The sequence below is a fragment of the Flavobacterium sp. GNP008 genome, assembly GCF_056428965.1.
In genome coordinates this window covers 518,060-531,931 of record NZ_JBWJVL010000002.1, presented here as the reverse complement: position 1 = coordinate 531,931, position 13,872 = coordinate 518,060, and the positions used below count along the sequence as shown (strand labels likewise).

The 13,872-nt window shown below is 33.2% G+C and carries 16 protein-coding genes; 7 read left to right on the top strand and 9 right to left on the bottom strand.

Annotated features, from left to right (window positions below; all coding sequences use genetic code 11):
- The first annotated feature begins 26 nt into the window (after window positions 1-26).
- Together AC0608_RS08700 and ettA are read left to right on the top strand one after the other, a co-directional pair.
- On the top strand, window positions 27-209 hold the full coding sequence (locus AC0608_RS08700) for a CAL67264 family membrane protein (RefSeq protein WP_417960094.1): 183 nt from the start codon (window positions 27-29) through the stop codon (window positions 207-209).
- Window positions 210-272: 63 nt separating this feature from the next.
- Window positions 273-1,967, top strand: coding sequence for an energy-dependent translational throttle protein EttA (ettA, locus tag AC0608_RS08695; RefSeq protein WP_417960093.1), 1,695 nt, complete (start codon window positions 273-275; stop codon window positions 1,965-1,967).
- A 59-nt stretch (window positions 1,968-2,026) separates the two neighbouring features.
- Here ettA and AC0608_RS08690 read toward each other — a convergent pair whose 3' ends face one another.
- From AC0608_RS08690 to AC0608_RS08680, 3 genes are all read right to left on the bottom strand, one after another.
- A complete protein-coding gene (locus tag AC0608_RS08690; RefSeq protein ID WP_417960092.1) occupies window positions 2,027-2,158 on the bottom strand; it encodes a hypothetical protein in 132 nt (43 codons plus the stop codon).
- A 77-nt stretch (window positions 2,159-2,235) separates the two neighbouring features.
- A complete protein-coding gene (locus AC0608_RS08685) occupies window positions 2,236-2,652 on the bottom strand; it encodes a thiol-disulfide oxidoreductase DCC family protein (RefSeq protein ID WP_478288787.1) in 417 nt (138 codons plus the stop codon).
- 104 nt (window positions 2,653-2,756) lie between these two features.
- Window positions 2,757-4,922: an endonuclease MutS2 gene (locus AC0608_RS08680; RefSeq protein ID WP_478288786.1), complete on the bottom strand. Its 2,166-nt coding sequence runs from the start codon at window positions 4,920-4,922 to the stop codon at window positions 2,757-2,759.
- Window positions 4,923-5,034: 112 nt separating this feature from the next.
- On the opposite strand from AC0608_RS08680, the gene ung reads away from it, so the two are divergent.
- Window positions 5,035-5,715, top strand: a complete 681-nt coding sequence (gene ung, locus AC0608_RS08675; RefSeq protein ID WP_478288785.1) for a uracil-DNA glycosylase — start codon at window positions 5,035-5,037, stop codon at window positions 5,713-5,715.
- A gap of 189 nt (window positions 5,716-5,904) precedes the next feature.
- On the opposite strand, the gene AC0608_RS08670 is transcribed toward ung, so the two are convergent.
- From AC0608_RS08670 to AC0608_RS08645, 6 genes are all read right to left on the bottom strand, one after another.
- Window positions 5,905-6,279: a DUF4258 domain-containing protein gene (locus AC0608_RS08670; protein ID WP_417960088.1), complete on the bottom strand. Its 375-nt coding sequence runs from the start codon at window positions 6,277-6,279 to the stop codon at window positions 5,905-5,907.
- A 36-nt stretch (window positions 6,280-6,315) separates the two neighbouring features.
- Window positions 6,316-7,515, bottom strand: a complete 1,200-nt coding sequence (locus tag AC0608_RS08665) for an alanine dehydrogenase (protein ID WP_417960087.1) — start codon at window positions 7,513-7,515, stop codon at window positions 6,316-6,318.
- Window positions 7,516-7,610: 95 nt separating this feature from the next.
- Window positions 7,611-8,084 (bottom strand): GNAT family N-acetyltransferase, encoded by a 474-nt coding sequence (locus AC0608_RS08660; protein ID WP_478288784.1) that lies wholly within the window; start codon window positions 8,082-8,084, stop codon window positions 7,611-7,613.
- An 8-nt stretch (window positions 8,085-8,092) separates the two neighbouring features.
- On the bottom strand, window positions 8,093-8,500 hold the full coding sequence (gene tsaE / locus AC0608_RS08655; RefSeq protein WP_478288783.1) for a tRNA (adenosine(37)-N6)-threonylcarbamoyltransferase complex ATPase subunit type 1 TsaE: 408 nt from the start codon (window positions 8,498-8,500) through the stop codon (window positions 8,093-8,095).
- Between the two features lie 69 nt (window positions 8,501-8,569).
- Window positions 8,570-10,150, bottom strand: a complete 1,581-nt coding sequence (gene porX, locus AC0608_RS08650) for a T9SS response regulator signal transducer PorX (protein WP_478288782.1) — start codon at window positions 10,148-10,150, stop codon at window positions 8,570-8,572.
- Window positions 10,151-10,639: 489 nt separating this feature from the next.
- A complete protein-coding gene (locus AC0608_RS08645) occupies window positions 10,640-11,470 on the bottom strand; it encodes an ice-binding protein (protein WP_478288781.1) in 831 nt (276 codons plus the stop codon).
- A 554-nt stretch (window positions 11,471-12,024) separates the two neighbouring features.
- Here AC0608_RS08645 and AC0608_RS08640 point away from each other — a divergent pair.
- The 4 genes from AC0608_RS08640 (at window position 12,025) to AC0608_RS08625 (ending at window position 13,833) form a co-directional block, all read left to right on the top strand.
- Complete coding sequence (locus tag AC0608_RS08640; protein WP_478288889.1) at window positions 12,025-12,396, top strand: VOC family protein; 372 nt, start codon at window positions 12,025-12,027, stop codon at window positions 12,394-12,396.
- A gap of 105 nt (window positions 12,397-12,501) precedes the next feature.
- Window positions 12,502-12,786 carry a toxin-antitoxin system YwqK family antitoxin gene (locus AC0608_RS08635; protein ID WP_417960082.1) on the top strand — a complete coding sequence of 95 codons (285 nt, stop codon included), beginning with the start codon at window positions 12,502-12,504 and terminating at the stop codon, window positions 12,784-12,786.
- Window positions 12,783-13,322, top strand: coding sequence for a GNAT family N-acetyltransferase (locus tag AC0608_RS08630; RefSeq protein ID WP_417989982.1), 540 nt, complete (start codon window positions 12,783-12,785; stop codon window positions 13,320-13,322). Before AC0608_RS08635 ends, AC0608_RS08630 begins: the two co-directional genes overlap by 4 nt.
- Before the next feature lie 31 nt (window positions 13,323-13,353).
- Window positions 13,354-13,833 carry a GyrI-like domain-containing protein gene (locus AC0608_RS08625; protein ID WP_478288780.1) on the top strand — a complete coding sequence of 160 codons (480 nt, stop codon included), beginning with the start codon at window positions 13,354-13,356 and terminating at the stop codon, window positions 13,831-13,833.
- Window positions 13,834-13,872: the final 39 nt, after the last annotated feature.

Genomic DNA, 13,872 nt, shown 5'->3' with positions numbered 1-13,872 from the left:
GTGATTTAAAAATATATACCAGGACTATGTCAATGAATAAAAATACTATTTTAGGTTGGGCTACTTTAATTATGATCGTAATGGGTTTATTGCTGATTGCATTAGGTGCATTTAGATATGATGACGTAGCAGGATGGGGATTTGCTGCTGTGGGTGTGGGTTTTTTGGCTAACGCTTGGGTTTTTAGTTCCCTTAAAGGAAGAGTCTAGTAGGTGTACAAATTGAGAAACGAGCCTTAATGGCAGAATAGAAATAATTTTAAATTAAAAAAAATGGCAGACGATAAAAAAGTGATATTCTCAATGTCAAAATTGAGCAAAACGTATCAAGGAGCAGATAAACCAGTCCTTAAAAACATCTACTTGAGTTTCTTTTATGGAGCAAAGATTGGTATTTTGGGTTTGAATGGTTCTGGAAAATCCTCCTTATTAAAAATTATAGCCGGTGTTGACAAAAATTACCAAGGTGATGTGGTATTTGCACCGGGTTATACAGTAGGATATTTAGAACAAGAACCTATTTTAGATGATAGTAAAACTGTTATCGAAATTGTCAGAGAAGGAGTTGCTGAAACAATGGCAGTTTTAGATGAATTCAATAAAATCAATGATAGTTTTGGTTTGCCTGAAGTCTATGAGAATGCTGATAAAATGGAGCAGTTGATGGATCGTCAGGCACTTTTGCAAGATAAAATTGATGCATTGGGCGCTTGGGAAATTGATACCAAACTTGAAATAGCCATGGATGCTTTGCGTACTCCGGAAGGTGATACGCCAATTAAGAATTTATCGGGTGGAGAGCGTCGTCGAGTAGCTTTATGTCGTTTGTTGTTGCAACAACCGGATGTTTTGCTTCTAGATGAGCCTACGAATCACTTAGATGCCGAAAGTGTACTTTGGCTAGAACAACATTTGGCACAATATGCTGGAACTGTAATTGCAGTAACGCACGATAGGTATTTCTTGGATAACGTTGCCGGTTGGATTCTAGAATTAGATAGAGGAGAAGGAATTCCTTGGAAAGGGAACTATTCTTCTTGGTTAGACCAAAAATCAAGTCGTATGGCACTCGAAGAAAAAGTAGCTTCGAAGCGTAGAAAAAACTTAGAACGGGAGTTGGACTGGGTTCGTCAAGGTGCCAAAGGCCGTCAAACGAAACAAAAAGCGCGTTTACAGAACTACGATAAATTGCTGAATGAAGACCAAAAACAATTGGATGAAAATCTGGAAATTTATATTCCAAATGGTCCACGTTTAGGAACGAATGTTATTGAAGCCAAAAATGTTGCTAAAGCATTTGGAGATAAATTATTGTATGATAATTTAAATTTCACATTACCGCAAGCTGGAATTGTTGGAATTATTGGGCCGAATGGTGCTGGTAAATCAACAATTTTCAAAATGATAATGGGAGAAGAAAAGCCAGATTCAGGAGAGTTCTCAATTGGGGATACCGTAAAAATTGCTTATGTAGATCAAGCCCATTCGAATATTAATCCAGACAAATCAATTTGGGAAAACTTCGCTGACGGTCAGGAATTAATTATGATGGGGGGAAAGCAAGTAAATTCAAGAGCTTATTTGTCACGATTTAATTTTGGTGGTGGAGAACAAAACAAAAAAGTGTCCATGCTTTCCGGTGGGGAACGCAACCGTTTGCATCTTGCAATGACTTTGAAAGAAGAAGGGAACGTACTTTTGCTGGATGAGCCAACAAATGATTTAGATATCAATACACTTCGTGCATTAGAAGAAGGTCTAGAAAATTTCGCCGGTTGTGCAGTAGTAATTTCTCACGACAGATGGTTTTTGGACAGAATTTGTACACATATTCTAGCTTTCGAAGGAAACTCTGAAGTATATTATTTTGAAGGTGGATTTTCGGAATATGAAGAGAATAAGAAAAAACGTTTAGGGGGTGATTTAACTCCAAAAAGATTGAAATATAGAAAATTAATTAGAAGTTAAATCCTAATTGTTTCAATAATAGCAAGAGGATGTCCATTGGTCATCCTCTTTTTTTTGCATTATTTTTTTATTTTTTTATCGGAATTCATCATAATTAAAACCGCGGCAACCAGTCCTATGATTACTAAGCCAAATACTACAATCATTATAAAGGAACCGTTATCCCAAGAAAAGAGTGAAGTGTCTTTCATGAATTATTAAATTTAAGATTATTCAAATTTAAACTTCTAACCAGATAAAAGAAATGATAATTATCATAATTGGTATTTTATTCTAAAAATTTAGCTTTTAATTCTTTGTTAGGAATCAGGCAATTTTCTTTTTTACCATACCATTTATAGCGGTTTTTTGCAATAAAATCGTAAATAAAATTGTTGAATGAGGTGGGTAATATTGAAAACAAAGTAGCAAAATAAAATAGTCCACCTAAATATTTTGCAATTTCAATTATGGCTTCTGATTTATGAAAATATGCAAAACCGGGTTGATAAAGAATAATACTATCTGTTTTTTTGATGTCAATTCCCAAGTGAATGATTATTTTTTGACCCAAATCTGATTGCAGAGCAACAAACCTGAAAACATCTTTTGTATCCTGTTTAATAATAAACTGTACTGCTGAATCGCAGAGATTACAAATACCATCAAAAAGTATTATTTTTTTATCTTTAGGGAGGTTTAGCATTTTCTTATTTTAGGGTAGTGTAAGGAATAAGCAATCGGACCTTATTGCTTAATTCATATATTTGTTAATGTGATTGCCGTCTTAGATAATGATCGATACATACTTTATTTTTTTCCTGCTTCAACAAACTCTAGTGCTTCTAGGCTTACTTTTGAAGTAAATACACCATAATTTACGGTTGCTTTGTTTTTTTCAATACCATCAATCGTTCCTATCGCTTTCCCGTCAAACATTCGCACACGATCACCTACTTTTAAGATTGGTTTAGGTTTTTCAACTACTACTTTTAATTTCTTCTCTTTCTTTTCTTTTCTAATTTCTTCAACCTGAACTGTTACTTCTTCAATTACTTCTTTTTTCTTTTCTATCAGTGCTTTGGTTTCTTTAACAGTGGCTTTTTTGCGTTTTGAATTTTCTATTTCAATAATTTTTAAAAATTCACCAAGCAATTCTTTCTTATTCTTATTATTGAAATATTTCTCCGAAATATCTTCAATTTTTTGACCAATGTAAATTGTTTTCTGGTTGCTGTCATATAATTCCTGATAGCTTTCCAGTTTTTGTTTGATTTTTACATTGATAGTCTCCATTTTCTTTCCTTCTTCTCGCGCTTTGGTTTCTTCTTCTTTGAGTGTTTGCGAGGTTTTCTCCATCTTTGAGCGCTCTTTTTGAAGTGTGGCAATCGTTTTATCAAAACGTACTTTTCCAACTTCAATTTTCTTTTTGGCTCGATTGATTAAACTAAATGGAATTCCGTTTTTCAAAGCGACTTCAAAAGTAAAGGAACTTCCCGCTTGACCTAATGCCAATTTATACATGGGCTCTAATGATTTTTCATCAAAAAGCATGTTGGCATTGGTGGCATAAGGCAATTCGTTAGCCAAGATTTTTAGGTTTGAATAATGGGTTGTAATAATCCCGAAAGCTTCCCGATGGTAGAATTCTTCTAAGAAAATTTCGGCTAAAGCACCTCCCAATTCAGGATCTGAACCCGTACCAAATTCATCAATAAGGAACATCGTTTTTCTATTACACTTCTTTAAGAAGTAGTTCATGTTTTTTAATCGGTAACTGTAGGTACTAAGATGATTTTCAATAGATTGATTATCTCCAATATCTGTTAGAATCCTATCAAATAAAAAGGTTTCACTGCGTTCATGAACCGGAATTAACATACCGGATTGTAGCATCAGTTGCAATAATCCAACGGTTTTCAAGGAGATGGTTTTTCCTCCTGCGTTAGGTCCGGAAATTACAATAATTCTACTTTCCTGATTGAGTTCAATAGTCTGTGGATGTGTAACTTCGTTTTTATGTTTGTTATTCAAATATAAAATAGGATGGTACGCATCTCTAAAATAAACACGACGTTCCTCGGTAATTGTTGGCAAAATTCCGTTAATTCGGTTGGCGTATTTTGCTTTAGCAGCGATTACATCAATATCACTCAGGAAATCCTGATATTGAATCAATAATGGTAAAAAAGGACGAATATAATTGGACAGCTGTTTTAAAATTCGGGTAATTTCTTCTTTTTCTTCATATTCTAAATTGCTCAACTCGCGGGAATATTGTAAGGTAGCTTCAGGTTCAATATAGGCGATACTTCCGGTTTTAGAACTACCCAAAATAGAACCTTTTACTTTACGACGGTACATTGCCATAACGGCTAAAACGCGCCTGTTTTGTACAAAACTTTCTTTAATGTCATCTAAATATCCCAAAGCTGCGTATTGCGTCAACGCAGATCCAAAACTTTGATTGACTTTGCCTCGAACCGCATTCATATTCCTGCGAATATTCAATAAATCTGGCGATGCATTGTCTTTTATTTCACCATATTTATCAACGACTTCATCGACCATCGTTATGATTTCTTTAGTAAGTTCAACTTGGTTCGCCCTTACATTTAAATTTGGATAATAATCCTCGAATTTTCTCAAAAAAATCAAAAGGAAATTTACCGTTGAAGAAATAGTGGCAATCTTTCGAAAACTGCCCACTTCTAAGAAACTGTCCTCTATTGCAAGAAATTTTATCTCGTGCGTGATGGCATCAAAACCATGATTGGGAATGGCATTGTTATTTTGGAAAGACGAAACATATTCAGATGTTTGCATCAATGCTTGCATCAATGTTTCCTTATCTTTAAAAGGAGTTATTTCTAGAGCTTTTTGTTGTCCAATATCGGTATTACAAATTGTCGAAATGGTTTCGAGAACTGTAGGAAATTGTAAATCTTGTAATGTTTTTTCGGTGATAGATATCATTTTAGGAGCTAAGTTGTAAAGGTTCAAAGTTACAAAGATTCACAGTGAAATGTATTAATTTTTTAGCCGACTTTGCGAAAAACTTTGCGAACTTTACCACAAAATAAATTACATGCAAATCAATCTTATTTCTTCCTGGCAATCCATTCTATCTGAAGAAATCCAGAAACCCTATTTTAAGGATTTAATGGAAACGGTTAATGAAGAATATAAAAATCATCTGTGCTATCCTCCTCAAGAATTAATTTTTTCGGCTTTTAATTACTGTAGTTTCAAAGATACAAAAGTAGTTATTATAGGTCAAGATCCGTATCATGGGAAAGGGGAAGCCAATGGTTTGTGCTTTTCTGTGAATGATAGCGTTCGAATTCCGCCTTCCCTACGTAATATTTTTCGAGAGATGAGTGAAGATTTAGGAACTATTTTTTTGCCCGTTTCCGGTAATTTACAATCTTGGGCAAAACAGGGCGTGTTGCTTTTGAATGCTTCCTTAACGGTTAGGGAAGACAATGCCAACAGTCATAAACATTTAAAATGGAATATTTTTACCGATACTGTAATTCAGAAAATTTCGGAAGAGAATCAACATGTAGTTTTCTTGCTTTGGGGTAATTTCGCCCATAAAAAAGGTCTTAAGATAGATCGAAACAAACATTTGGTTTTAGAATCCGGGCATCCTTCACCTATGAGTGCAAATCAAGGTAAATGGTTTGGTAACAACCATTTTAGTAAAACGAATGCGTATTTAAAAAATAATGGAATAGGAATGATTAACTGGCTTGCTTTGCAATAATCGTGATACTTAAATATAAATACTTGTTTTATAACATATTGCGTAAGTAATGGAAATGGAGTTTTTTTGAGAGGTGTTTCAGACTGTAAAAAAGTGGGAACGACAGCAACAAACAAAGTTTTTACTTATGGGTACGCCTAAATTAAAAAAAGTATGACAGTCCTATATTATAAACACCAATTACAAGATCTATTTTTTTATAATATCTTCCAAAACCGCTTTGTCAGAATAATTAATTATTTTTAAAATTACTTCTTGGTTTTTGATTGTTTTTCCTTCGATGATATACAATTTACCTTTTTTGATCTCGATATTGCTTTTATCAAAATCAACATCACCAAATTGTAGTGTGTTTTTAATATCGGAAGTGTCAATCCATTTTTCTGCTAATATTTGGGAAGCTTTATCAGAGTAATAAAAAGGTTTGTTTCTTAAATCATTCAAAACTCTTGAATTGGGGAAATAATTGCAACGGGTATCTTTTCCACTAAAGACTAATGCTACAAAGAACAATCCTATTACTAAACCTACTAAATAATAGGCAAAACGATGTATAAACTTCATGAATTATATTTTTGGCAAAGGTAGAAGAAAGTTTTCTTAAAAAACAATTAAATTAATGTCGTTGAAGGGCAAATCAAACCAATCGCCAAGAGCGCTGTTTGTCAGGATGCCGTGGTACATATAAACCCCATTTTTTAATCCTTTATCACATCGGATGGCTCTTTCAATACCACCGTCTTCGGCAATTTTCATCAAGTAAGGAGAGATTATGTTGCTGATGGATAACGATGCGGTTTTAGAATATCTAGAAGGAATGTTTGGGACACAATAATGAACTACATTGTATTTGATAAAGGTTGGTTTTTCATGAGATGTGACTTCAGAAGTTTCAAAACAGCCTCCGGTATCAATACTAACATCTACAATTACGGCTCCGTGTTTCATGTGTTCTACCATAGTTTCTGTTACAATAACGGGACAACGTTCTTTGCCTCGCATAGCACCAATAGCAACATCACATCGTCTTAGGGCTTTTAATAAAGATTTAGGTTGAATCGTAGAAGTGAAAATGCGCTGATTTAAATTATTTTGAAGTCGGCGTAATTTAGTGATGGAATTATCAAAAACTTTAACATTAGCACCCAAGCCAATGGCTGTTTTGGCTGCAAATTCACCAACTGTTCCAGCGCCTAAAATAACCACATCAGTAGGAGGAACGCCAGTAATATTCCCGAATAACAATCCTTTTCCAAATTCATTGGTTATCATCAATTCTGCGGCAATTAAAATAGAAGCCGTACCGGCTATTTCGCTCAAGGATTTCACTGCGGGATAGGTACCATCCTCATCTTTAATGTATTCAAAAGCTAGGGCGGTAATTTTCTTTTTGCTTAACGCCTCAAAATATATTTTTTTTCTGGTTTTTAATTGAATTGCGGACAGAATAATTGTCTGTGGATTCATCATTTTAATTTCAGAGAGCGTTGCAGGCTCTACTTTCAATACCATCGGACAGCTAAAAACTTTTTGGGTGTCATTAGTAATTTCGGCACCAGCATCACTATACTCTTTATCGGTGTAACTAGAACTCAATCCTGCTCCTGCCTCTATCATCACCCTATGACCATGATATGTCAATGAATTTACAGCATCTGGTGTAAGGCAAATACGACGTTCTTGATAACTAGTTTCTTTAGGAATCCCAATAAAAAGTTCACTTTTTTGTCTTGCAATCTCCAGTTTTTCCTCTTGAGGCAATAGCTGTTGTTTTGTAAACGGAGTTATAGTAATTGACATTGATGTTATTATATTAAGGGTACAATTTACGTAAAAAGTTTTATAAAAAGTACAATTAGCATTTTGATATATTCAGTAGTACTAATGATTGATTATTATAATATGTTACGTTGCATCTTTATATCGGCTCTTTCATAAACGCCATCTTCTAAAGGGATTTCTACAAAACCAAATTTTTTATATAAATGAATGGCGGGTAGTAATTTCCTATTGGAATATAAAATCAGTTTTTGAATTTCTTTTCCTTCAGCAATAGTAAAACAATGCAACAGTAGTTTTTTTCCTACACCCAAACCTTGAAGGTTATCTGTTACGGCCATTTTACTTAATTCATAGCTATTGTTATCTATTTTTATTAAGGAAACGGTGCCTACAATGACATTATTATATTTTGCATAAAAAATCATTCCACCTTTATCTATTATTTGACCTTGCGGATCCGAAAGTACAATTTCATCTTTGGGTTCCACCTTGAAATATTTTCTCAACCACTCCAGATTCAAGATTTTTATGGACTCTTTTAAATCTATTGTAAAAGGGATAATTTCTACGGTATTGTCTACATTCATAATTACTTTTAACTTAAGGTTAAAGCGCGTTTTCCGTCAGGAAGCAGCACAATAGTTAGTACTGAATGGGTTTCAGGAATCAAATTTGGTATCTTTTCTGCCCATTCTATAAAACACCAATTCCCGGAATACAAATAATCATCCACACCCATGTCTAAAGCTTCTACTTCAGCATTTAATCTATAAAAATCAAAATGATAAACTAACTGATTAGTAGTAGTTTCATATTCATTAACTAAAGAAAAAGTTGGACTACTTGTAGCCCCTTTCACACCTAATGTTTTACATAATTGTTTAATCAAAGTCGTTTTTCCAACACCCATTTCTCCATGAAAAAGAATAATTTTATTCGGATTTAATGCTATGATTTTTTCGGCTACTTCCTCGAGCTGGTCGATAGAAAAAATGATATTCATTCTGTAAAATTTGTTTAAAGTTTAAAATTTAGGTTGTACTTAAACCTAAAAATGGGTAACAGATATCTCTTATTTCGGGTTAAAAACTAAAAATGGAATAATCATTTCTTCCAATGAAATTCCACCATGTTGATAGGTATTCTTATAATAACTCACATAATGATTGTAGTTATTGACGTAAGCCAAAAATAAATCATTTTTTGCAAAAATATAAGAACTGCTCATATTTATGGTAGGTAATCCAACATTTTTTGGTTCTTTCACTGCATATACATCTTTTTGTTCGTAGGTCAAACTGCGTCCTGTTTTATATCGTAAGTTCAAACTTGTATTTTTATCACCTACTACTTTTGATGGATTTTTTACGTTTATCGTTCCGTGATCAGTAGTCAAAATCAATTTGAAACCCATTTTTTGACCTTGTTGAATGATTTCCAGCAGCGGAGAATTCCTAAACCAACTCAACGTCAGCGATCGATACGCTTTATCATCAGAAGCAAGTTCTTTAACAACATCCATTTCTGTTTTAGCATGAGAAAGCATGTCCACAAAGTTATAAACCACAGTGACTAAGTCGTTGTTTTTTAATGATTTAAAATTTTCAACTAACTTTTTACCGCCTGCAAGATTCGTGATTTTGAAATAATCTTCCTTGATATTTAAACCCAATCGTTTTAATTGCGCGGTCAAAAATTCAGCTTCAAAAAGGTTTTTACCTCCTTCTTCTGGGTCATTTTTCCAATATTGAGGAAATTGTTTTTCCATTTCCAGCGGTGTTAAGCCGGAGAAAATAGCATTTCTTGCATATTGTGTAGCCGTAGGTAGAATGGAGTAGTAGGGTACTTCTTTTTCCAGTTTATAGTAATTTCCCACTACGCTTTCAAAGGTTTTCCATTGATCGTAACGCAAGTTGTCAATGACTACAAATAAAATAGGTTTGTCTTTTTTCTGGAGTTCAGGAAGTACTAATTCTTTAAATAAAGTATGCGATTGTACAGGCTTATCGGCTTTTGGTGCACTCGAGCCTTGGCGAACAGGCGAAGCAAACCAATCCTCATAATTACGCTCAATAAATTTTCCAAATTGTGAATTAGCCTCTGTTTTCTGGGATTCAAGAATTTCAACCATGCTTTGATCGTCAATATTTTCCAATTCCAGTTCCCAAAAAATCAATTTCTTATATAATTCAATCCAATCTTCATAAGAATTCACCATTGCCATTTCCATGGTAATTTTTCTAAATTCTTTCTGATAATCCAGCGTTGTTTTTTGCGAAATCAATCGGGAATGATCCAGATTTTTCTTCAAACTCAACAAAATCTGGTTTGGATTCACGGGTTTGATTAAATAATCGGCAATTTTAGACCCTATGGCTTCCTCCATAATGTATTCTTCCTCACTTTTAGTAATCATAATCATGGGAATCGAAGACTTCTTCTCCTTCATTTCTGATAAGGTTTCCAATCCGCTCATCCCAGGCATATTTTCATCAAGAAAAACAATATCAAAGTTGTTCTCCTCAAAAATTCCAATGGCATCTAGCCCATTGTTACAGGTCGTTACCTCGTAATTCTTCTTTTCCAGAAATAAGATATGTGGTTTCAAAAGATCGATTTCATCATCGACCCAAAGTATTTTTATTTTATCCATAAGTTGTAGTAATAAGTATTCGAAAGAAGTAAATTAAAGTGCCAAATTACATTTTTTTGCAACGGCTACCTGCTAATATTATGATAATTTTTTAACATATTTATGCTACATTTCATAAAATCGCAATTCACTTTTGTTTTATTTTGGTTTGCATTTAGGCGTGCCTCGTTCTCCGTAATCTCTTTACGCGTAAGGCTTTACATTGTGTGTTTTTATCAGTTACGGTTCCCGTTTTAGGGATGTATTGATAAAACGTAAAAGGACACGGATACCATTCTCTTGAGTTTGCGAGAATAATTGGAATGAATAATTATTGGTGCCTTATAAAAATGAGAAAATAGAATAATCTAAAAATAAATAGGATTTTTTAGGTGTGTATCCTTGTTTTCATCAGATCATAAATATTATACGTTTTCAATTCTTTTTTATAAATACAAAAACTGTCCAAAATTACTTTTGGACAGCTTACTCATAAATCTATTCGTTTAATTATTTGGGTTGTGTCACTGTATTCATTTGTAAAGTTACAGCAGTTTGTGCTAACATTCTTCCGTTGATTGTTGCTCCGGTTTGCAAATTAATACCCGTCATTCCTAATATTGTTCCTTCAAAATGGCTACTCGTTCCGCATGTAACCGCGTCTGAAACTACCCAGAAAATGTTTTTGGCTTGTACACCTCCCGCTAAATTGATTTTAACACCCGAGCTTACTTTAAGGGTTTCAGCAACTTGAAAAATAAAAATATCTGTTGCATTACCTGAAATAGTGATATCTGTAGGTATATTAAGTGCAGTTGACCATTTATATAAACCTGGAGTAAGTGTTTTTCCTCCAATATTTCCCGCTCCTAAATTTAAAAAATCAGGGTTTGGTCTTCCAGCAGCATCTGTATAAGCAGTCTCCATATCTCCAACAGCAACAGTTAATCGTGTAGCATTAGTGATACTACACGGTAGTGGTCCGGTAGCATCAGTTGAATAGATTGTTCCTAGAACTTCATCGCATTTAACTAAAATAGCGGCACCAGTAATTGGGCTGGAACCAATATCTCCTGTAATTGTTGATTTATAAACATCTGTAATTCCAGTTTTTGAAAGAATTGTAAAATCTCCTGCAATTCCAAGATTAACGGCACTTAATGAGCTAACTTTTTCTGAAGCATCGACTGATTTACCTGTTGGAGCAATGTTAGAGGACATTTTAGCAGTTAAAGAAGCTGAAGTTCCGGAAGAAGTAGTATTGTCATTTGTTTGGTCACAACTAGACAGCAATGCCATTAATACTATTGCAATGATTGGAAAAAATTTGTTTATTTTCATTATTTTTGTTTTTATAAAATGACTTTATTGTCAGGAAACAAAGTTTACTGTTTTGTTCCCCGAAAGAGTTACATAATATCAGTCAAATATTGTATAATTAAACTATTTTCCATTGTTAATATTGTTATTACTAATTAAATGTAAGTATACCTCAACATTTTCTGTAGTACTGAAATTGTTTCTGTTTTCAAAATATTACTTAATAAGAGTGCGAGCATCTAGCTTTTATTTATTAATCTAATTGAAACGAAGTACGGATGAAAATGATCAAACAGTTAGGTGAAGGAAAGCACAAACGTTATAAAATTATTGTAAATGTATGAAGTGTAGGGATTGTAAATCTATTCAATTAGAGACTCTTATTTGTATGCATAATTAACTAAATTATTACCTTTTAATAAAACACCATGAAAAAAAATATATTAATAATTATAGGGTTTTTGGGGTCATTTGGGATAGGCTTCTACGTTAACACTTTAGTTTTAAATAAAAATGATAACAAAATTGCGATGGAACAGGATAAAGATAAAAACAACATTAAAAAAGTGAAGAATATGAAATTAGGAGCATTTTCAGTGAGTCTTAATGTAAAGGACATTCAAGTATCTAAACAATTTTATGAGAATTTGGGATTTTCAGTATTTGCTGGAGGTTTAGAAAAAAATTATCTCATCATGAAAAATGATAATTCATTAATCGGACTTTTTCAGGGAATGTTTGAGAATAATATTTTGACTTTTAACCCTGGATGGGATGAAAATGCTAACAATATAGCAGATTTTGAAGACGTTAGAGCAATTCAACGAGAACTAAAAAGCAAAGGTCTAAAAATAGATCCTGAAGTAGATGAGAAAACGTCTGGCCCAGCAGGCTTTATGATCACTGACCCAGATGGAAATGTTATTTTAATTGACCAACACCGCTAATTTATTTTTGCAATTGTAAAGCTTGTATATATCTTTCAATTTTAGAAATGCTGCTTGTGTTGCTAACAATGACTAATTCTGAACAAGGAATACAATTAAATTCAAATGTTAGACAAAAAATACTACGTTAACGGACAAATTGCCCATGAATTAGTTGGAGATCAATTGACTTATTTTTTCAAAAATGGAAAAGTAAAAGCAAGAGGTACTTTTATTAATGGAGTGATGGAAGGCGAGTGGCTCTTTTATCGCGAAACTGGACAGCTTTGGCAAATAGGCAATTTTAAAAATAGCAAGAAAAATGGTTCTTTTATTCGATATGACAGAAACAATCAAATAGAATATCATGAGCGTTTTGAGATCGATAAAATTATTAAAAACAAAAAATGAATACTTTAGTTCTCAAAACGGAACGGTTAATACTAAGACCAATTGCACTATTGGATTTGGATTATATTCACAAATTACATTCTTTGAAAGAAACGGATGAATTCAATACATTAGGAATTCCGGCAGCTATTGAAGAAACAAAACTCCTTTTAGAAAAGTGGGTTTTTGAAAATAATAAAGCACTTACAACTCATTTTACTTTTGCGGTCGAATTAAATTCCGGAAACCAAATTATAGGTTTAATTGGAATTAATTTGGGAAAAGTAAAATATAAAAATGCGGAAGTTTGGTTTAAATTTCACAAAGAGCATTGGAACAAAGGATACGCTACGGAATCTTTAAAAAAAATTATCCGTTTTGGATTTGATGATCTGAATCTGCATCGGATTGAAGCGGGTTGTGCGGTGGGAAACATTGGTTCTATTAGCGTTTTACAAAAAAACGGCATGATAAGAGAAGCCCACACCCGAAAATTGTTGCCGTTGTCATCTGGCTGGTCCGATAATTACGGATACGCTATATTAGCGACTGATTAATCTTTTATTTCATCTAAAAAAGTAATTTTATATGCATCCAAGAATTGAAACGCTATTAGAATTAAAATTGATTGGTATACGAATTACACTTTCGTTATCCAATAATAAAACTGCGGAACTTTGGAAAAATTTTATGTCAAGAAGAAAGGAAATCCAGAATACTATTGGTAGCGATTTGTATTCTTTACAAAAATATGATGCATCATATTTTAATACTTTTAATCCAAATACTGAATTCGAAAAATGGGCCGCTGTTGCAGTAACTGATTTCAATGAAGTTCCAAAAGCAATGGAACCGATTATTTTGGATGGAGGATTGTATGCGGTTTTTATTCACAAATGTGATGTAAGGACTGCTTCAAAAACCTTTGAGTATATTTTTAGAACTTGGTTGCCCAACTCTGAATATGTTTTGGATGACAGAGTGCATTTTGAATTATTAGGAGAAAAGTACCAGAATAACGAACTCAGTTCCGAAGAGGAAATTTGGATTCCAATCCAACTGAAATAAAAGATTAAATTAATTCTTAAAAAGACAAATGGTATAAAA